This is a genomic window from Sphingobium sp. WTD-1 (assembly GCF_030128825.1).
Taxonomy (GTDB): Bacteria; Pseudomonadota; Alphaproteobacteria; order Sphingomonadales; family Sphingomonadaceae; genus Sphingobium.
In genome coordinates, this window is record NZ_CP119127.1 from 1,388,774 (window position 1) to 1,406,353 (window position 17,580).

Here is a 17,580-nt window from a genome sequence, read left to right on the forward strand (position 1 = left end):
TGGTACATTTCGCGGCTCGGAAATCACGACAAGTAGGTAACTGAACGATGGCCGAATGGCTCTATGAAGAAGGCATTGGCGAGGCCCGTGCCGCGCTCATCGAAAAGGGGCGCATCGTCGAGGCACTGATCGAGCGCGAGGGCGAGGCTGCCCGCGCCGGTGCCATCCTTCAGGGGCGTCTGGTCCAGACCATCATTCCGCGCAAGCGCGGCGTCGTCCGTCTGATCTCGGGCGAGGAAGTGCTGATCGAGCCGATCCCGCCCAAGGTGGCCGAGGGCGCCAATGTGCTGGTCGAAATCTTCCGCGAGGCGATCGCCGAGGAAGGCCGGGGCAAGCGCGCCAAGGGCCGCATCGCCCAGCCCGGTTCCAAGGTTCATCCCGGCCCAAGCCTGCTGCAGCGGCTGCGCGCCACCGATGTCGCCATCCGTCCCTGTCCCGCCCATGAGGAGGACCGGCTCGAAGCCCTTGGCTGGAGCGAGCTGATGGAGGAAGCGGTGACCGGTGAAGTCGGCGCCGAGGATGCGGCGCTGCGCATCTTCCTGACCCCTGCCATGATCCTGATCGACATCGACGGCAGCCTGCCGCCGGCGCAGCTCGGTCCCAAGGGCGCGAAGCTTTCTGCCCAGGCGATCCGCCGCATGGGGCTGGCGGGATCGATCGGCATCGACCTGCCGACCATGAACAACAAGGACGAGCGCATCGTCGCGGCCGCGCAGATCGACAAATATCTGCCGCTGCCGTTCGAGCGGACGGCCGTCAACGGCTTCGGTTTCGTCCAGATCATCCGCCGCCGGGATCGCGCCAATCTGATGGAACTGCTCCGCGAAGATCCGGTGCTGACCGCTGCGCTGGCGCTGCTGCGCCGCGCCGAACGGCACGGCACGGGCGGTGCGGCGACGATCACCGCGGCGCCGGCGATCATCGACCTGCTGCACAAGCGCGCCGACTGGATCGAGCAGCTTGCCCGTCGTCGTGGCGGCGAGGTGACGCTGCGCGCTGATTCTGCGCTGTCGCTGGCGGCTGGCCATGTCGCCTAAGGCCGGCGCCTGCCCGGTTTGCGGGCAGCCGGCACAGCCGGAAACCCGTCCGTTCTGCGGCAAGGGATGCCGTGATCGCGACCTGCTGCAATGGCTGGGTGAGGGCTATCGCCTGCCTGGCTTGCCGGGTGAAGAAGCCCTGCAAAAAAATGATAATTATGGGCTGGACAGCGAGCCGGATTGACGCCTATAGGCACGCCTCCATCCGGCGGTGACCTCCGCCGAGACCCGATGCCCGGGTAGCTCAGTTGGTAGAGCATGCGATTGAAAATCGCAGTGTCGGCGGTTCGAATCCGTCCCCGGGCACCATTTTTGCAGTAGCGGAAATTAGTCGGAATAGTCCAAGGGACGATCTTCGACCGTTCGCGCGTCAGCGGTCCTGCTGTATAGTGGGGTAGCCGAGAGCGCTGAATGCCTTTGGCAGCACGGGCAGTGGCTTCGAAGAACAGCTACTCAAATGGCGTTCAGGCATAGGTTCTCGAACTGGCAAATTCTATTTCGTGCGCCATATCTCCACGATGCCCCCCCCGGCATATGGGCCTTGCCGAAATTGGGCTGGCTGTTCTTTGCCTCCTATCCTCAAATCAGGATGCAAGGCGTGTGAAACGCTGGCGGGCGGGCGGTGCCATCAACAACTCGCGATATTCGCCTGCCGAACCAAAAAAATAGCCCGGAGACACTTTGATCTCCGGGCTAAGAAAAAGGCTGCCCCATCGGGCCTCCTTCGGGTCGCGCGCCTTCCTTAAGAGGTTGTCATCGCCGTGGCCGTGATCGAGATCACATATTTTCCGAGAATCATCCTGCCCTCCTGTTCATCCTGGGCGCATCGGCTATGCCAATGCCTGGACGATCCATTTTCACCAGGGAGCGGCGGATTTGCAGGTCGAGGAGCAGGTCGAGGTGTTGGCAGCGGTTTTCCGATGTGATCGGAAGGCCGCGAACGCGCTGCGTCGCGTCCTGATTCCACAGCCGGTTGCCGCTAAGCAGATACTGGCCCGTCAGGGAGAGACATCCCATCATTGCTGGCTGATCGTCGATGGCTGCGTGGCGGTCCAGACCTTTGGTATCGACGGTCAGCGCCAGCAATTGGCAAGGCATGGGCCAGGTGAGTTTTTTGGCGCATATCCGGCGCCCACGACGCATCGGGCGGAAATTGAGGTGTTGGTCGATAGCCGTCTGCTGCGGGCGGATGCGCAATCCTTGGCATCGCTCGTGGCGGGAGACGCCCAGATTGGCGCAGGCATGGCTTGGCTGCTGGCCCGGCAACTGGATCGCGCGCTTGATCGGATGGCGACGCGCTCCACTTATAGTGCGGCTGGGCGGGTTTATAGCGAATTGCTTGCCCTGGCGGACGGGCGCGACCATATCGTGCCCGCGCCGCAGATCACCACCTTGGCCCTTAGTGCCAATACCACCCGCGAAACAGCGTCACGGGCGATCGCCGTGCTGATCCGGCGTGGCATTGTCAGCCGGGAGGACGGGCAGATGCAGATTCATGCGCCTCGCATGCTGGCAGACATGGTGATATAAACAGGGGGGTCGTCAGTGTGATGACGAATAATAGTGACCGACCGGGCAATCGCCCTGACGAGTCATCACTTCCCCGGCGATTTCGAAACGATAGCCATCGCCCTGGAGCGCCATGGCGGCGGCCTGTGGCCAGGGCATGCAGAGGCAGCCGGCGGGCGCTGCCGGTGCCAGAAGCATAGCCAGCCACTCTTCGCTATCGATATTATCCGTCCGTGGGAGCGTTTTGTATTCCAGCGCCAGGCCATGGTCTGGCCTGGCCTTCAGCAGGGCGCAACCTTGCAGCAAGGCAGTCGCCACATCGTCGAACATCAGGAAATGCAGGCCGTTGCTGCTTTCTTGCATGGTAGGGGCAAGGCGTGTCGTGGCCACAAGCATGGCCTTGTTGACGGCCATCGCCAGCCTGTTGCCCGGCGGGGGGAGAGATTGGGTCAGGACGATGTCATGTATCGGCAGCCCTCGCGCTTGCCAGAGGCGATGGGAGGGGGCGGGCGTGTCCGATGCGCGGCCGACATGGAGGGCGATGGCTTGGGTCGCGAGGGCTTCTGCCCGACGCAGCGCTAGTCCCATGGCGATTTCGCTACCCTTGTCGATTGCGGCACCGGACAAGGTAGCGATGTTTTCGGGGGCCTCCAGGCTGTCCGCCATCTCTATCAGCCGGTCGAAGCGGGCAAGCCAATGGTTGCCGAACTGGCCAACCGATGTCTGACGGAAGATGTCGAGCGCGGTCGGCAGGACAACATGCAATTGGGCGCCCCGGGCGATAACGCATTCGGCGATGACTATGTCGGCTCCAGCCGCCAAGGCGCCAAAGGCGGCGCCCGGCCCGATGTCGTCGAGCGCGGCCTCGATCTTGCGATGCGCTTCGGCCTCATTTTCCGGTAGGCCGATAATGCCGCTGAAATAGAGGCTAGGCGGTGGACGCAGGGGATCAAGGATCGCGGTGGGGCGTCCCTGTCTCGTCAGGATTTGATGAAATTGACGCAAGGTTGCAGCATGATCTTCCCACGCTTCGGGCGCGGCTGCCATCGCTTGGCGCAAGGCGGTCTGGCTGGCCGCCTCCTCTCCGAGCAGCAGATGGGCTTCGGCCGCCGTGGCGGCCAGCCAGTAGCGCGTTTCCTGTTCATGGTCGCCGCTGTCGAGCAGCGCCAGCACCTTGCGCGCGAGGTCGGCCGCCGCCGCCGACTGATCGTTGAGAAAGGCGAGGGTGGCAGCATTGATTAGCGGATAGGTCGCGCGGCAACCGCCCGCAGCCTGGAGATAGGCCTGCTGTGCCTCGTCTAGCAATGTCGTGCGCTCCGCGCCTTCGCTGCGCAGCGCTTGATCCTTTAGCAGCCGACCCTTCAGGGTCAGGGCTTCGGTGTCGTTCGATTGCAGCAAACCGGCCGTGCCGAACATCGCCCAGGCACGGACGGTATCGCCGCTGCGTGCGACCCTACGGATCTGCGCGAGGATCGGAAGGATCATAATGTTACCACCCTGTTCCTGGAATCAATCGTCCTTGGGTGGCGGATTTTTGATGTCGGGATCGATCGACAACGGAATCCATTTCGGCTCGGTGGCACTGGGGTTTTGCAGCAGGTCGATATTGATGTTGAAGCCGTGCCGCGTGCCATATTTGCCGCCCTGGTTGTAGCGTGCCTGGAACCGGACGGTCTTGTAGCGGTCCTGTTCGGCGCGATAATCATCGTAGGTCAAGCCGCCGTAAAAGGAAGACAGTGGTTCTTCGGTCGTGATGGCGTCATAATTTTTCGAGAAGAAGAGCTGTTCGCCGATCAGTTTGATCTCCACGATAGAATTTTGGGAGATGGCGATATAGTCGTGATCGGTCACGCCGGGTTGTTCATAGCGCAACGATATCCAGCCGTCCTTCGCCTCCAGCACCACATTGAACTTAAGTAGCGTGGCTGTGTCATCGAGTTCGACGTCAATCAACGGCGCCAGGCCATATTGGGTATAATTCAACGTCGACATCGTTACTTGCTCCCCTTCGTCAATGGTTTGGCCAGTTTGTTCTGCCAGACGCGCCAGTCCCTGTTTGCCGGATCACGTGCGACCAGTTGGGCAACGTCGGCCTGGGCCTCGGCCCGCAATGCCCGGGCGCGATCCGTCGCGCCCAGATTGTAAAGCAAGTTGGACATGGAGTAACGCGCCAGCATCCAGTCCTGCAAATGGCCCGCATTCTTTGGATCGCGCCGAAGCAGTGATCGGAGGATCGCGGCCTGTTTCTCACGCTGATCCAATGCCGCGCGGTCGGCGCCCTGCATCCGCAAGGCGTCCGCCATCCAGGCATGGCGGTTGGCCAGATCGGCGGCGATGTTGGCATCGTCGGGGGCCAGTTGCCGGACCCGCATCATGGTATCGAGTGCCCCCTGACAGCTTTGCAAAGCCCGATCGCGCGCTTTTTGTGCCAGGGCGATGGTGCAGATATTGCCTTGGGCGTAACCGAGTTCCTGCCAGTAAGCGCGGTTGCCCGGCCGCAGTTGTACCATTCGTTCGGCGAGGGTCTGATAGGAACGGAAGCGTGACAGCGCGGCGTCGTTCCGGTCGCGCATGAAGTCTACATAGCCTAGCCAGAATTCGCTCTGGGCATGAGCGAATAGTCGTTTCGGGTCATTCGGCGCGGCCGACAACAGGGTCTCGGTGACGCGATAGGCTTCGCGAAACTGGGCAATGGCTGCTGCTGTATCGCCGCGTTTGAAATCATCCTCGCCCATCGCCTGGAGGATACGGGTCCGCCGTTCCAGCGAATCGGTCGGCAATGCCTGCAGGTCAGGCTGGTCGGCATAATAAGCGAGCGCGCGCTTGTTCACCGTCTGCAGAACGTCGAGCCTGCCAACGCCCTCCAGTTTTTCCCGCAGATCGGTCAGCATGAATTCGATCAGTCCCTCTGCCTGCTGGCGCTGGCTTTCTGCCTCGCTCCTCGCCCGCGCGACGAAGACCAGCATCGCTGCCATCAATAGGGTAAGAAAAAGCGCAACAAATGTGACGGCGATCACGCGCCGCAACTGACGCTGGGCGTCGCGCTGGATGATCTGGTCGAGCGGCACGCCTGTCAGGCCGGCGACGATCTTCAGCCGCGCCAGTTTCGGCCCGTCACTGTCGGTGCGAAAATCGGCGGCGATCGGTTCATGTTCGACGCCATTGGCATCGCGGGAGATCAGGGCGGTAGGAAAGCTGTCGGCTGGTTCGCCTTCGATCAGCGCCGCAATGATTGGCCGATCGGGATGGAGTTCGCGAAACAGTGCGATCTCGGCATTGACCCAGCGGGATGCTTTGGCAGCCGGGGAGCAGAGTACCAGCAATGCCTCCGACTGGAACAGGGCCATCCGCACCTGCTCGTCAAGGCTGGAGGCGGCTGGTAGTTCGGCACGATCGCGAAAGATGGGCGACAGACGGCGGGGGACGGCAGCCCCTCCGGTCAGGGTGCCGACCAATCGCTTCGGTATCCGATAGGTTTCCAGCCAATGATGCAATTTCCCGGCCGCATGCTCATTGGCATGGCTGTAGCTCAGAAAGGCGCGATAATGCTGCGTGCTGCCTGCGGCAATCGCGTCCTTGCCCTCGATCATGTGCGTCCCGCACTCACTATAACATTCCTCCTCTGGCGATACCCTGTCAGGCATTGGCCATGCCGTGGGCAGGTCTGCCAGAAAAACATGAATCATCAAGGGGAAGCATCCGATTCTTCGTGGGAACAAGCCTCTGTCTCACCCATTCGGATCGTCTTGGTGCGTACCCAAAACAGGCCCTTCGACAACACCATGCCGTTGCCAATAAGGCGGGCGACAGATTTTAACGGGTAACGAAACCGGGCCTGCGCTGTCCCAGGATGATGTGGGCCAGAAGGGCGGCGTTCCGGTTGAAATGATGGTCGCCGGGCACCAGGAATTGATCTGCGTGATTGCGGGGAATGGCAGGGCAGGCGCTGTCCGTTTCTGTCTGGCCGCGTATGCATCGCAAAGGGATGCCGTTGATGTGCAGGATGGCCGGTACCGTCGGCAGTGCCTTGTCCGATGCGATGTCCAGCCAGGATGACAGGTGGAATTGAAAGTCGGCGCTGGCGCTGAGGCCCAGCAGCGAGACGCTGGCGATCCGGCTGCGCGTCTGCGCATCTAGTGTGCCGATCATGTGCGGCAGCACGTCTGCGCCGAAACTATATCCGATCAGCAGCACGCGCTTCTTGTGCCAGCGCTCGCCAAAGCCCTGGATCAACTGCGCCAGGTCATGCCCGGCACCTTGGGGCGTGCGGGCCGTCCAGAAATAGGAGAGGCTGTCGACGCCCACGACCGGAATGCCGGCGGCGGCGATCTGGGCCGCGATGTCTCGATCGATGCCGACCCAGCCACCATCGCCGGAATAGGCGATGGCCATCAGGTCTTGCGGTCCATGACCCGTTGCCGGGACCAGGGTCAGCGGCATGTCGGGCAGCGGGATCTGGCCGGGCGGTGGGGATGGCGCTGGGGTTGGCAGGAGAGAGAGGGTGGCGTTGCTCAATTGGTTGCGCAACTGGACCATGCCGTCTCGTGCATTGCTGGAACGGGGCAATTGGATAAGGCGCGCGCCGGGGACGGAAGAGGCGAAGCGCAGCAGGGGTTTGGGCGCGATTCTGCTGACGCCGGCTTGCTGCAATATGATCCACGCAACGCGGTTGCGCGGGTTGGGGGCGAAGCGCCATCCCGATTGAGGTTTTGCAACATGCCCGGTCGCGAAGCCGGGCGCCGCGCACCAGGGCTTGTGACCAGCGACGCTCGCCGTCGGGTTGACCGATATCACGCCCTGATAGCTGGCGTCGGGCCATTGGGCGAGCGCGCCAAAGGCCAAAGTCGCGCCAGCGCCATAGCCGATGAGTATGGGTTGCCGATAGCGCACGACGCCTGCGCGATGCTGGATGTCTCGTGCCAGGGCAATCAGCGCATAATTGGGATTGATGCATTTGCCCGGCGCCTTTTCCAGGCCATGGATCAAGGCCGGTGCCGACGCGCCCGCTACCAGCAGGCCGTGATCGGCAAGGCCCCGTGCCAGTTCCGTCTCATCCTGGCTCCAGCCATCATGGTCGGACAATAGCAGGGCGATGCCCCGAGGATCGCTGACGGGACGGTACAGATGAATCTGGCCGAAGGGGGCAAAACCATAGCTATTGTCACGCCCATCGAGCGCTTCGCCATGGCTGCTGCTTGGTAATAAAAACAACAGGATGATCGAGGCGATAATCTGGCGGATGTGCCTCATGATTTTCCCCTGCTTGATGCCCGTTGCCATCTTGATATCGCTATCCCGCTCGCTGCCGACTCCGCAAGGAGAGCCAATTCTCCTCTCGTCTGAACATTTCTAAAAAATAGAACATTTCAGATTATTTTATACGCCTGTTTCGCAAAGATGCTTCGCCATAGACCTGTTTTCAGCCCAGACGCACCGGGCGCCACAGAGTTTCAGGAAGGAGTTTCTCTCATGTCGATCACCGCAACCCCGACCCCCGCCAAGGCCCTGCTGAGCCCCAGCAACCACGCCCTGGTCCTTATCGATTTCCAGTCGCAGATGGCCTTCGCTACCAAGTCGATCGCGCCCGAATTGCTGCGCAACAATGCCGCGCTGGTTGCCAACAGCGCCGCCGGTTTCAAGGTTCCCACCATCCTCACCACCGTTGCCGAAAAGAGCTTCTCCGGCCCGATGTTCAGTGAAATTACCGAAGCCTTCGACAATCAGCCGATGCTCGACCGCACCTCGATGAACACCTGGGCAGATGCAGCCGTGATCGAGGAAGTGAACCGCATCGGCAAGGATCGCCTGGTGTTTGCCGGCCTGTGGACCAGCGTCTGCATCGTCGGCCCGGTCCTCTCGGCGATCGAACAGGGGTTCGAAGTCTATGTTATCACCGACGCGAGCGGCGACATCAGCGAGGAAGCGCATGAGCGCGCCGTCGAGCGGATGATCCAGGCCGGCGCCAAGCCCGTCACCGCGCTGCAATATCTGCTGGAACTGCAGCGCGATTGGGCACGCACCGAAACCTACGACATGACCACCGGCATCGCCCGCAAATGGGGTGGCGCCTATGGCCTGGGCATCACCTACGCCAAGGCCATGTTCAACGCCTCCGAGGGCGCTCACTAAATCCTCCTTTGGCCGGGCGTCCCTCTCCCTCCGCCCGGCCATCCTCCTCCCCCGATATTCTCTCCGAAAGGATTTCCCATGACCAACTTCGTCACCACCAAGGACGGCGTCCAGATTTTCTACAAGGATTGGGGCAGCAAGGATGCCCAGCCGATCATGTTCCATCATGGCTGGCCGCTCTCGTCGGACGACTGGGACGCGCAGATGCTGTTCTTCCTTTCGAAGGGCTATCGCGTCATCGCCCATGATCGTCGCGGTCATGGCCGCTCCGCCCAGGTCGATTTCGGTCATGATATGGATCACTACGCTGCCGACGCAGCTGCCGTCGCCGAACATCTCGATCTCCGTAACGCCATTCATATCGGCCATTCGACCGGCGGCGGCGAAGTCGCGGCCTATGTCGCCCGTCATGGCCTGCCGCAGGGTCGCGTCGCCAAGGCGGTGCTGGTCAGCGCGGTGCCGCCGATCATGCTGAAGACCGATCGCTATCCGGGTGGCCTGCCGATCGAGGTGTTCGACGGTCTGCGCGCCGGCCTGGCTGCCAATCGCGCGCAATTCTTCCATGATGTCGCGGCCGGACCCTTCTATGGCTATAACCGCGAAGGGGCTGATGTGAAGCCGGCGGTGATCGACAATTGGTGGCGCCAGGGCATGATGGGCAGCGCGCTCGCCCATTATGAGGGGATCAAGGCCTTCTCGGAAACCGACCAGACCGACGATCTTGCCGCGATCACTGTGCCGACTCTGGTTCTGCATGGCGACGATGATCAGGTCGTGCCCTACAAGAATGCCGGCGTCCTTCAGGCTGAAATCCTGCCGGACGCGACGCTCAAAATCTATGAAGGCTATTCGCATGGCATGCTGACGGTGAATGCCGATGTGCTGAACGCGGACATCCTCGCCTTCATCCAAGCCTGATCGAAACAGGGGAGAACGGACCCATGAAAGCCTATCTTCTCTCGCTGGGCGCCGGGTTGCTGGTCGGCATCGTCTACAGCCTGCTGGGTGTCCGTTCTCCCGCACCCCCGGTCATCGCCCTGATCGGGCTGGCCGGGATACTGGTCGGGGAACAGGTCGTGCCGGTCGCCAAGCGGCTGCTTGATCGCAAGGAACTGGCCGCCTTCGTCACCACCGACTGCGCCCATCACATACTCGGGCCATTGCCGACAAACCGGAAACAGGACGCATGATCACTCGTCGCCAGGCGCTCGCCAGCGCCGCCACCACTGCTATGCTCACCGCCACCGAAAGCTTCGCCATGACCCGTAAGGACATTCTCATCACCAATGCCAAGGTCACGACGCTGGACCGGGAAAATCCCGTGGCTGATACGGTTGCGATCCGCGACGGCAAGTTTCTGGCCGTCGGGACCGAAGGCGAAGTGCGGGCCGTCGCCGGCAGCGACGCGATCGTCATCGATGCCAAGGGCCGCCGCCTGATCCCCGGCCTGATCGACAGCCACATCCATGTCATCCGGGGTGGGCTCAATTATAATATGGAATTGCGCTGGGAAGGCGTGCCGAGCCTGGCCGAGGCGATGGCGATGCTGAAGCGGCAGGCCGAAAATACGCCGCCGCCGCAATGGGTGCGTGTCGTTGGCGGCTTTACCGAGCATCAGTTTGCCGAGAAGCGCCTGCCCACGATCGACGAGATCAATGCCGTCGCGCCGGAAACTCCGGTCTTCATCCTGCACCTGTACGACCGCGCGCTGTTGAATGCCGCTGCGCTGCGGGCGGTGGGCTATACCAAGGATACGCCCAATCCGCCGGGCGGCGAGATCGTCCGCGATGCACAGGGCAATCCGACCGGCCTGCTGCTGGCCCAGCCCAATGCGACGATCCTCTATGCGACGCTGGCCAAGGGGCCGAAGCTGCCGCCGGAATATCAGTTGAACAGCACGAAGCATTTCATGCGCGAACTGAACTCCCTGGGTGTCACCAGCGTGATCGACGCAGGGGGTGGTTCGCAAAATTATCCGGACGATTATGAGATCATCGACAAGCTGCACAAGGATGGCGAGCTGACGCTGCGCATCGCCTATAATCTCTTCACCCAGAAGCCCAAGGAAGAGCTGAAGGACTTCGCCACCTGGTCGACCAAGATCAAGCCGGGCGACGGTGATGACAGCTACCGCCATAATGGCGCAGGCGAGATGCTGGTCTATTCGGCCGCCGACTTCGAGGATTTCCGCGTCGCCCGTCCCGACATGCCGCCGGAAATGGAGGGCGATCTGGAACCGGTCATCCGCCTGCTTGCCGAACGGCGCTGGCCATGGCGCATGCACGCCACCTATGACCAGACGATCGGTCGCGCCCTCGACGTATTCGAGAAGGTCAATCGCGACATTCCCCTGCAGGGCCTGAACTGGTTCTTCGACCATGCGGAGACGATCAGCGAGCGCAATATCGACCGGATCGCAGCGCTGGGTGGCGGCATTGCCGTGCAGCATCGCATGGCGTTTCAGGGCGAATATTTCGTCGAACGCTATGGCGCCAAGGCGGCCGAGGCGACGCCGCCGATCAAGCGGATGATGGCGGCAGGCCTGCCGGTGGGCGCGGGCACCGATGCGACGCGCGTGGCGAGCTACAATCCCTGGGTCTCGCTCAGCTGGCTGGTGACGTCGAAGACGGTCGGCGGGCTGGCCCTCTATCCGGTCCGCAACCGGCTGGACCGGGAGACCGCGCTGCGCCTGTGGACCGAGAAGAACACTTGGTTCTCGAACGAGGTCGGCAAGAAGGGCCAGATCAAGGCCGGGCAGCTGGCCGACTTTGCCCTGCTGTCGGACGACTATTTCTCCGTGCCCGAAGACGAGATCGCCCATCTTCGTTCGGTTCTGACCATGCTGGGCGGCAAGATCGTCTATGGCGAGGGCGATTATGGCCCGCTGGCGCCGGTCGCGCCCAAGGCGATGCCGGACTGGTCGCCGGTCGCGACCTTTGGCGGCTATTATCGCCGGGACGAGACTGCCAAGAAGCTCGCCTCGGCCTGCGGTTGCCATTCGGCCTGTGGCGTGCATGGCCATGATCATGCCGCCGCGCTGGGCGCCAATGTGCCTGCGGCCGATGTCCAGAGCTTCTGGGGCACGCTGGGCTGCGGCTGCTGGGCCGTTTGACTTGAACAGGCCCTGCTCGACGGGGTGGGGCCTGTTCGTTCGAAAATTTGGAATGTTATCGTCGATATTATTCGGATCGATCGTCTTCTGACCTCTGCCTAGACAGGCTTTGCCACATCGACCGAGAGGCCTGGTCCTCTCCAACCGGAGCAACAGACATGAAGCGTTTCACCCTGATGGTGGCGACGGCCCTGGTCGCCATCAGCCCTGCCGTCGCGCCTGCGAAAGGCCCCGCACCCGTAACCGCCGACTATTCGGTCGGTCCGCAATATGACACCACCCATGTCTATGTCGCGCCGGAGGATTTCGATCGCTTCGTCGCCAGCTTCACCGCGACTTTTGGCGGCACCACCAGCAAGCAGGGCGCGTTTCAGGTCACGCCGACCGCCAGCAAGACCAAGTCGCAGCTCGCCTTGACGCCGGCCGGCACCATCTCCGTCTTCGGCTTCCTGACGCCCATGCCCTATCCCTTCGGCGCGGAGCGGACCGGCTACCTTGTCAGCGACCTGGACGGGGCGGTCGCTTCGGCGCTCAAGCATGGCGCAACCCGCCTGATCACGACCTTCCCCGATCCGATCGGTCGTGACGTCGTGGTGCAATGGGCCGGCGGCGTGAACATGCAGCTCTATTGGCACACCACCAAGCCGAACTATCCAGCGCTGGCGACGGTGCCGGAAAACCGCATCTACCTGACCACCGACGCGGCCGATACCTTCATCAAGCAATGGACCGGCTTTGCCCACGCCAAGGTGACGTCCGATGACAAGGCCGCACCCGGCGCCGAGATCGGCCAGCCCGGCAAGACCTATCGCCGCATCCGCCTGACATCGGGCTATGGCAAGATGAGCGTGATCGTGTCCGACGGGCAACTGCCCTGGCCCTATGGCCGCGACATGACCGGCTACGAAGTCGCCAACCTGTCGGTGACGCTGGACAAGGCCAAGGCGGCGGGCGTCGAGACGCTGGTCCCGGTTCATGCCGAAGGTGATCGCCAGGCTGCGATTGTCCGCTTTCCCGGCGGCTATATCGCCGAAGTTCACAGTGTCGCCGGGGAGTGAAGGGCATGGCTTTCACCCCCCCTTTCGTCGGCGCCATCCTGGCATGGCGGCCGACCTGGTTCATCGCCCGGCTGGCGCTGACCAGTGCCTATCTGCTGGGCGGCATCATCAAGCTGACCGACTGGCATGGCGCCGTTGCCGAACAGGCGAATTTCGGCATGAGCCCGCCAGCTTTCTGGGCCGCGCTGACGATCGGCCTTGAACTGGTCGGCCCCGTGCTGATCCTGACCGGCCGTCTGGTCTGGCTGGGCGCGGGGATGCTGGGCGTCTTCACCCTGCTGGCGGCCTTTACCGCCAACGCTTTCTGGACGATGCCGATGGGGCAGGAGCGCTTCATGGCGACCAACGCGTTTTTCGAGCATATCGGCCTGATCGGCGGTTTCATCGCGGTCGCCATGATCGCGCAGCGGCGTGAGGCCAATGCCTAAGCGTTGCCTGCCCTTTCTCGCGCTGTTGGCGCTGCCGATCCCGGCCGCTGCCCAGCAGCGCGAGGCGTGGCAGGCGCCGACGCTCAGCATCACCCGCTATGAAGAGGATTGGTCCGACTTGGCCGATGCCGAGAAACGGGAGCATCACTGGACCGGTCCGTTCAAATATATCCCGCTGGGCGATGACGCATGGCTTTCGACCGGTGTCGAGCTGCGCGCCCGGGTCGAAAGCTATGACGATAATCTCTGGGGTGGCGCGACTGCGCCCGACGACGCCTATCTCTGGTTGCGGGCGCTGCCTTATGCCGATCTCCATGCCGGTAAGCTGCGCGCCTTCGTCCAGCCGATGATCGCCTATGCCGTCGGTGTCGCACCATCGGCCGGGCCGGTCGATCAAAACCATATCGACCTGCTGCAGGGCTTTGCCGAGGCGGATCTTGGACCGGTCACGCTGCGCGCGGGGCGGCAGATGCTGTCGCTCGGGACCGAACGGCTGGTGGGCACCCGCTATGGTCCCAATGTCCCGCTCGCCTTTGACGGCGCCCGCGCCGACATGCGGATCGGCAAGGCGACGGTCAGTCTTCTCGCTGTGAAGCCCGTGCAGCCCGGCCTCCACAATTTCGATGATGCGACCTCCGACACCAAGGCCCTGTGGGGCGCCTACGCGACCCTGCCCGAACTCGACCTTTACTATCTGGGCTATCGTAACCGTGTCGCCCGGTTCGGCGGCGACGCGGGGCGGGAAGTGCGGCATAGCCTGGGCCTTCGCAGCCATGGCGTGCGGGGCGACTGGCACTGGAATGTCGAGGGCGTCTATCAGTTTGGCGACTATGAGGGGCAGCGCATTGCCGCCTGGACGCTGGGCACCGAAATCGGCCGCAGCTTTCCCGCCTTGCCCATGGCGCCGGACGCGACCCTGCGCTTCAATGTCGTGAGCGGCGACAGGAAAGCGGATGACGACAAGCTTGGCACCTTCAACGCGCTGTTCCCGAAGGGCAAATATTTCGGTGAATTATCGCCTGTCGGCCCGACCAACATCATCAGCCTCAATCCGCGGGTTAGTGCCAATCTGGGCAAGGACGTTTCTGCCAGCGTCGCGGCCATGGCCTATTGGCGCTATTCCACGGGGGATGGCGTCTATGACATTCCCGGCAACCTGATCCGCGCGCCGGGCGACAGCGACGCGCGCTTCATCGGCAAGGAGGCCGAGGCGACCATCGCCTGGCAGGCCAGCGCGGAATGGGAATTGTCCGCCTCGCTTTCCGCCTTCGCGCCCGGTGCCTTCATTCGCAACACCGGCCCGGCCAAGACCATCACCATGCTGGGCCTGGAAAGCAATTTCCGTTTCTGACGGCCATTTTGACATTGAACCAAGGGATAGTGCCATGACCGCCACCAAAGCCTCCGCCGCGCCCTTGCCTTGGCTGCTGTTGCTCCTGTCCGTGACCACGGGTTTGGTCGACGCGATCAGCGTGCTGGGCCTGGGCAAAGTGTTTACGGCGAACATGACAGGGAACATCGTCTTCCTGGGCTTCGCCGCTGCGGGCACGCCGGGCTTCCGCGTCGCGCCCTATCTGGTGGCGATTGCCGCTTTCCTGATCGGCGCGCTCGTGGCCGGGCGCGTGGGGAAGGGGCATGCCGGTCTGCCGCTGCGCCGCTGGCTGATGCTGGCTGCCCTGATCGAGGCGGTATTGCTCTGGATCGCTGCCGGTGTCGCCGTAGGTTTCGACATTCCCGCCCAGTCACCCGGCACCAGCCTCTATGCGATCATCGCGCTGACCGGCCTCGCCATGGGCTTTCGCAATTCCACTATCCGCCAGCTCAAGGTGCCCGACCTCACCACCACGGTGCTGACACTAACGCTGACCGGCATCGCGGCGGATTCCAGTCTGGCTGGCGGCAGCAACCCCAATATCGCGCGCCGTATCGGCAGCGTGGCTGCCATCTTCCTGGGCGCGGCGATTGGCGCGGCGCTGGTGACCCATGGCGGGCTGGTCGCGCCGCTGCTTCTGGCCGGTGCGCTGGTCCTTACCGGTACGGCGGCCTGCGCGCTGCATCCGGCCGCTAGCGAACCCGCTTAAACATCGCTCATGCCGGCCGCCTCGCGATCGTCGGCGCCCAGCGCGACGAACTGCGCGATCAGCCAGGACGCGGCGGGGCCGGGCGGGGTGTCGCGGCGCCAGATGCCGGAGAAGCGATAGGTGCCGCCGGGATGATCGGGCATGGCGAGGCGCACCAATGTGCCCGCGACCAGATCCGCCTCGATCATCGGCAGCGGCATATTGCCCCAGCCAATGCCTTCGCGCAGCAGCGCATGTTTGGCGCCCAGATCGGCGAGGCGCCAGGTCTTGGGGCTGCTGACCGAAAAATCGCGGCCTTCGGTAAAGCGCGACCGGTCGGTCAGCACCAACTGGGTATAATCGCGCCCGGCGCCCGGCGCGATCGCCTCCATCCGGCCGAGCGGATGGTCGGGGGCGGCGACGGGAACCATCGGCACCAGCCCGGCCGCCATGCTTTCAATTCCTTCGACCCCGGCCGACAGTGGCCCGGACAGGCCGATCACCGCGCCCCGGTCCAGCACCATCGCCACGATCGCGCCCAGTGCTTCGGCATGGAGGCGCAGCTGCACAGTGGGAAATTCCCTCGCGAAAGCGCGCAGCACCTTGCCCAGCCGTTCGGCCGGCAACATCACGTCGACCGCCAGATTGACCTCCGCCTCCAGTCCGTCGAGCAACCCCTTCACCTTGGCGCGCAGGCCATCCATGCCATGGGCGATGCTGCGCGCCTCCGCCAGCAGCGCGCGGCCGGCGACGGTGAGCTGCGGCTTGCGCGTGCCTTCACGCTCGAACAGCAGCACGCCCAGCTGCGCCTCCAGATTGGCGATACCATAGCTGATGACCGATACGGCGCGATTGAGCTTGCGCCCGGCGGCGGCGAAGCTGCCGGTGTCGACGATGGTGAGGAAGATGCGCAACTGGTCGAAGGTCGGAGTGCCGGGATTGTTCACTGTTCGATTTCCTGGAACGTTTCGATGGATTTTATCCATCTGAACGGAAATGCGTTCAAGCGCTAATTGGGTCTTCGACAGGGCGGCCCCATGATGGATGCGCCGCCCGCAGGAGACACAAGATGATCGAACTTCGTCCTTTCGACAGCCTGGGTGGTGCCAATCATGGCTGGCTGGATGCCAAGCATCATTTCTCGTTCGCCGGCTATCATGATCCCGCCCGCGTTCATTGGGGCAATCTGCGCGTCTGGAATGACGACACGATCGCGCCGGGCACCGGCTTTCCGCCGCATCCGCACCGCGACATGGAAATCATCACCTATGTCCGCGAAGGCGCGATCACCCATCAGGACAATCTGGGCAACAAGGGCCGGACCGAGGCGGGCGATGTGCAGGTCATGTCGGCCGGCACCGGCATCACCCATTCGGAATATAATCGCGAGGATGTGACGACGCAGATCTTCCAGATCTGGATCATCCCGACCCGCGACGGTGAAGCGCCCAGCTGGGGCTCGCGTCCCTTCCCCAAGGGCGAGCGCAGCGGTCAGTTCGTGACGCTGGCGTCGGGTTACGGGAATGACAATGACGCACTGCCGATCCGCACCGATGCGCGGGTTGTCGCCGCGACGCTGAAGGCGGGCGAGAGCGCCGAATATCCGATCGGCAAGGATCGCAAGGCCTATCTGGTGCCGGCGACCGGCGCGATCCAGATCGACGATGTGCGGGCCAATGCCCGTGACGGCGTGGCGATCCAGGATCTGGATGTCATCCGCGTGACGGCGATCGAGGATAGCGAGATCGTGCTGGTCGACGCGGCCTGACGATAAAAAGGGGAGGGGCGCGGGTGCTGCGCCCCTTCTTTTCGAAAATATAGAACAGAGTGACCGATTTTATCCAGATGATCCTGAAAGCGCTATCGCGCTAGAAGAAAGCCAACGAAACGGTCCAGACGAACAGGGAGCCTTCTCATGCTGAACATCGCCACCCCGCGCCTCAGCTCCGCCGAATGGCAGGACGTGAAGGCCACATTGAGCGCCGTTGCCGATTGCGGCTGTGGCGAACCGGCGGCGGCCGGCCCGGTCCGCTCGCGGATCGGCCATGCGCTCGACGCGATCCTGGGGCCGAAAACGGTCCAGCCGGTGATGCTGGCTCCGCATCTGCATGATGTCCGCGAATTTCTCTGCGAATCCGGCCGCACCCGCGCGATCGCCGAACGCCATGTCCCCACACTCGTCGCGCAGGGCTATAGCCGCGCCCAGATCGAAGCACTGGCGCTGCTCGGCGCCTGACCCTATTTTCC

18 protein-coding genes and 1 tRNA gene are annotated in these 17,580 nt (G+C 63.1%); 14 read left to right on the forward strand and 5 right to left on the reverse strand.

What is annotated here, in order from left to right; all coding sequences use genetic code 11:
- Nucleotides 1–47 precede the first annotated feature (47 nt).
- From N6H05_RS06895 to N6H05_RS06910, 4 genes are all read left to right on the forward strand, one after another.
- Nucleotides 48–1,037 (forward strand): ribonuclease, encoded by a 990-nt coding sequence (locus tag N6H05_RS06895; protein ID WP_284113225.1) that lies wholly within the window; start codon nucleotides 48–50, stop codon nucleotides 1,035–1,037.
- Nucleotides 1,027–1,221, forward strand: a complete 195-nt coding sequence (locus N6H05_RS06900; protein WP_284113226.1) for a DNA gyrase inhibitor YacG — start codon at nucleotides 1,027–1,029, stop codon at nucleotides 1,219–1,221. Before N6H05_RS06895 ends, N6H05_RS06900 begins: the two co-directional genes overlap by 11 nt.
- 49 nt (nucleotides 1,222–1,270) lie before the next feature.
- Nucleotides 1,271–1,346: transfer RNA gene (locus N6H05_RS06905), tRNA-Phe, on the forward strand.
- A 567-nt stretch (nucleotides 1,347–1,913) separates the two neighbouring features.
- Complete coding sequence (locus N6H05_RS06910) at nucleotides 1,914–2,567, forward strand: Crp/Fnr family transcriptional regulator (RefSeq protein ID WP_284113227.1); 654 nt, start codon at nucleotides 1,914–1,916, stop codon at nucleotides 2,565–2,567.
- Between the two features lie 12 nt (nucleotides 2,568–2,579).
- On the opposite strand, the gene N6H05_RS06915 is transcribed toward N6H05_RS06910, so the two are convergent.
- From N6H05_RS06915 to N6H05_RS06930, 4 genes are all read right to left on the reverse strand, one after another.
- The gene (locus tag N6H05_RS06915) at nucleotides 2,580–3,962 is read right to left on the reverse strand and encodes a tetratricopeptide repeat-containing protein (RefSeq protein WP_284113228.1); all 1,383 of its coding nucleotides are present in this window, start codon (nucleotides 3,960–3,962) and stop codon (nucleotides 2,580–2,582) included.
- Nucleotides 3,963–4,055: 93 nt separating this feature from the next.
- Nucleotides 4,056–4,538 (reverse strand): nucleotide synthetase, encoded by a 483-nt coding sequence (locus tag N6H05_RS06920; protein ID WP_284113229.1) that lies wholly within the window; start codon nucleotides 4,536–4,538, stop codon nucleotides 4,056–4,058.
- A 2-nt stretch (nucleotides 4,539–4,540) separates the two neighbouring features.
- Nucleotides 4,541–6,136: a TIR domain-containing protein gene (locus N6H05_RS06925; protein WP_284113230.1), complete on the reverse strand. Its 1,596-nt coding sequence runs from the start codon at nucleotides 6,134–6,136 to the stop codon at nucleotides 4,541–4,543.
- Nucleotides 6,137–6,359: 223 nt separating this feature from the next.
- Nucleotides 6,360–7,796, reverse strand: coding sequence for an AcvB/VirJ family lysyl-phosphatidylglycerol hydrolase (locus N6H05_RS06930; RefSeq protein WP_284113232.1), 1,437 nt, complete (start codon nucleotides 7,794–7,796; stop codon nucleotides 6,360–6,362).
- 219 nt (nucleotides 7,797–8,015) lie between these two features.
- Here N6H05_RS06930 and N6H05_RS06935 point away from each other — a divergent pair, with 219 nt between their 5' ends.
- From N6H05_RS06935 to N6H05_RS06970, 8 genes are all read left to right on the forward strand, one after another.
- Nucleotides 8,016–8,675: a hydrolase gene (locus tag N6H05_RS06935; RefSeq protein ID WP_284113233.1), complete on the forward strand. Its 660-nt coding sequence runs from the start codon at nucleotides 8,016–8,018 to the stop codon at nucleotides 8,673–8,675.
- 78 nt (nucleotides 8,676–8,753) lie between these two features.
- Nucleotides 8,754–9,593 carry an alpha/beta fold hydrolase gene (locus tag N6H05_RS06940; RefSeq protein WP_284113234.1) on the forward strand — a complete coding sequence of 280 codons (840 nt, stop codon included), beginning with the start codon at nucleotides 8,754–8,756 and terminating at the stop codon, nucleotides 9,591–9,593.
- Between the two features lie 23 nt (nucleotides 9,594–9,616).
- Entirely contained in the window at nucleotides 9,617–9,865 is a 249-nt protein-coding gene (locus N6H05_RS06945; RefSeq protein WP_284113235.1) for a XapX domain-containing protein, read from the forward strand.
- A gap of 41 nt (nucleotides 9,866–9,906) precedes the next feature.
- A complete protein-coding gene (locus N6H05_RS06950; RefSeq protein ID WP_284114187.1) occupies nucleotides 9,907–11,787 on the forward strand; it encodes an amidohydrolase in 1,881 nt (626 codons plus the stop codon).
- A 158-nt stretch (nucleotides 11,788–11,945) separates the two neighbouring features.
- On the forward strand, nucleotides 11,946–12,845 hold the full coding sequence (locus N6H05_RS06955; protein WP_284113236.1) for a glyoxalase: 900 nt from the start codon (nucleotides 11,946–11,948) through the stop codon (nucleotides 12,843–12,845).
- 5 nt (nucleotides 12,846–12,850) lie between these two features.
- Entirely contained in the window at nucleotides 12,851–13,273 is a 423-nt protein-coding gene (locus tag N6H05_RS06960; protein WP_284113238.1) for a DoxX family protein, read from the forward strand.
- Complete coding sequence (locus N6H05_RS06965) at nucleotides 13,266–14,624, forward strand: alginate export family protein (RefSeq protein WP_284113239.1); 1,359 nt, start codon at nucleotides 13,266–13,268, stop codon at nucleotides 14,622–14,624. Before N6H05_RS06960 ends, N6H05_RS06965 begins: the two co-directional genes overlap by 8 nt.
- 34 nt (nucleotides 14,625–14,658) lie before the next feature.
- Nucleotides 14,659–15,354, forward strand: a complete 696-nt coding sequence (locus tag N6H05_RS06970; RefSeq protein ID WP_284113240.1) for a YoaK family protein — start codon at nucleotides 14,659–14,661, stop codon at nucleotides 15,352–15,354.
- Here N6H05_RS06970 and N6H05_RS06975 read toward each other — a convergent pair.
- Complete coding sequence (locus N6H05_RS06975) at nucleotides 15,351–16,280, reverse strand: LysR family transcriptional regulator (RefSeq protein WP_284113241.1); 930 nt, start codon at nucleotides 16,278–16,280, stop codon at nucleotides 15,351–15,353. The two genes, N6H05_RS06970 and N6H05_RS06975, sit on opposite strands and share 4 nt — an antisense overlap.
- Before the next feature lie 122 nt (nucleotides 16,281–16,402).
- Between N6H05_RS06975 and N6H05_RS06980 the strand changes: the two genes are divergently transcribed.
- Nucleotides 16,403–17,101 (forward strand): pirin family protein, encoded by a 699-nt coding sequence (locus N6H05_RS06980; RefSeq protein WP_004208647.1) that lies wholly within the window; start codon nucleotides 16,403–16,405, stop codon nucleotides 17,099–17,101.
- A 147-nt stretch (nucleotides 17,102–17,248) separates the two neighbouring features.
- On the forward strand, nucleotides 17,249–17,569 hold the full coding sequence (locus tag N6H05_RS06985) for a hypothetical protein (RefSeq protein WP_284113242.1): 321 nt from the start codon (nucleotides 17,249–17,251) through the stop codon (nucleotides 17,567–17,569).
- Nucleotides 17,570–17,580: the final 11 nt, after the last annotated feature.

Coding starts and splice junctions, on each gene's coding strand:
- N6H05_RS06930 (WP_284113232.1), bottom strand. CDS start 7,796: ATGAGGCACATCCGCCAGATTATCGCCTCGATCATCCTGTTGTTTTTA.
- N6H05_RS06925 (WP_284113230.1), bottom strand. CDS start 6,136: ATGATCGAGGGCAAGGACGCGATTGCCGCAGGCAGCACGCAGCATTAT.
- N6H05_RS06960 (WP_284113238.1), top strand. CDS start 12,851: ATGGCTTTCACCCCCCCTTTCGTCGGCGCCATCCTGGCATGGCGGCCG.
- N6H05_RS06940 (WP_284113234.1), top strand. CDS start 8,754: ATGACCAACTTCGTCACCACCAAGGACGGCGTCCAGATTTTCTACAAG.
- N6H05_RS06985 (WP_284113242.1), top strand. CDS start 17,249: ATGCTGAACATCGCCACCCCGCGCCTCAGCTCCGCCGAATGGCAGGAC.
- N6H05_RS06945 (WP_284113235.1), top strand. CDS start 9,617: ATGAAAGCCTATCTTCTCTCGCTGGGCGCCGGGTTGCTGGTCGGCATC.
- N6H05_RS06900 (WP_284113226.1), top strand. CDS start 1,027: ATGTCGCCTAAGGCCGGCGCCTGCCCGGTTTGCGGGCAGCCGGCACAG.
- N6H05_RS06965 (WP_284113239.1), top strand. CDS start 13,266: ATGCCTAAGCGTTGCCTGCCCTTTCTCGCGCTGTTGGCGCTGCCGATC.
- N6H05_RS06915 (WP_284113228.1), bottom strand. CDS start 3,962: ATGTTCGGCACGGCCGGTTTGCTGCAATCGAACGACACCGAAGCCCTG.
- N6H05_RS06980 (WP_004208647.1), top strand. CDS start 16,403: ATGATCGAACTTCGTCCTTTCGACAGCCTGGGTGGTGCCAATCATGGC.
- N6H05_RS06970 (WP_284113240.1), top strand. CDS start 14,659: ATGACCGCCACCAAAGCCTCCGCCGCGCCCTTGCCTTGGCTGCTGTTG.
- N6H05_RS06935 (WP_284113233.1), top strand. CDS start 8,016: ATGTCGATCACCGCAACCCCGACCCCCGCCAAGGCCCTGCTGAGCCCC.
- N6H05_RS06950 (WP_284114187.1), top strand. CDS start 9,907: ATGCTCACCGCCACCGAAAGCTTCGCCATGACCCGTAAGGACATTCTC.
- N6H05_RS06895 (WP_284113225.1), top strand. CDS start 48: ATGGCCGAATGGCTCTATGAAGAAGGCATTGGCGAGGCCCGTGCCGCG.
- N6H05_RS06920 (WP_284113229.1), bottom strand. CDS start 4,538: ATGTCGACGTTGAATTATACCCAATATGGCCTGGCGCCGTTGATTGAC.
- N6H05_RS06955 (WP_284113236.1), top strand. CDS start 11,946: ATGAAGCGTTTCACCCTGATGGTGGCGACGGCCCTGGTCGCCATCAGC.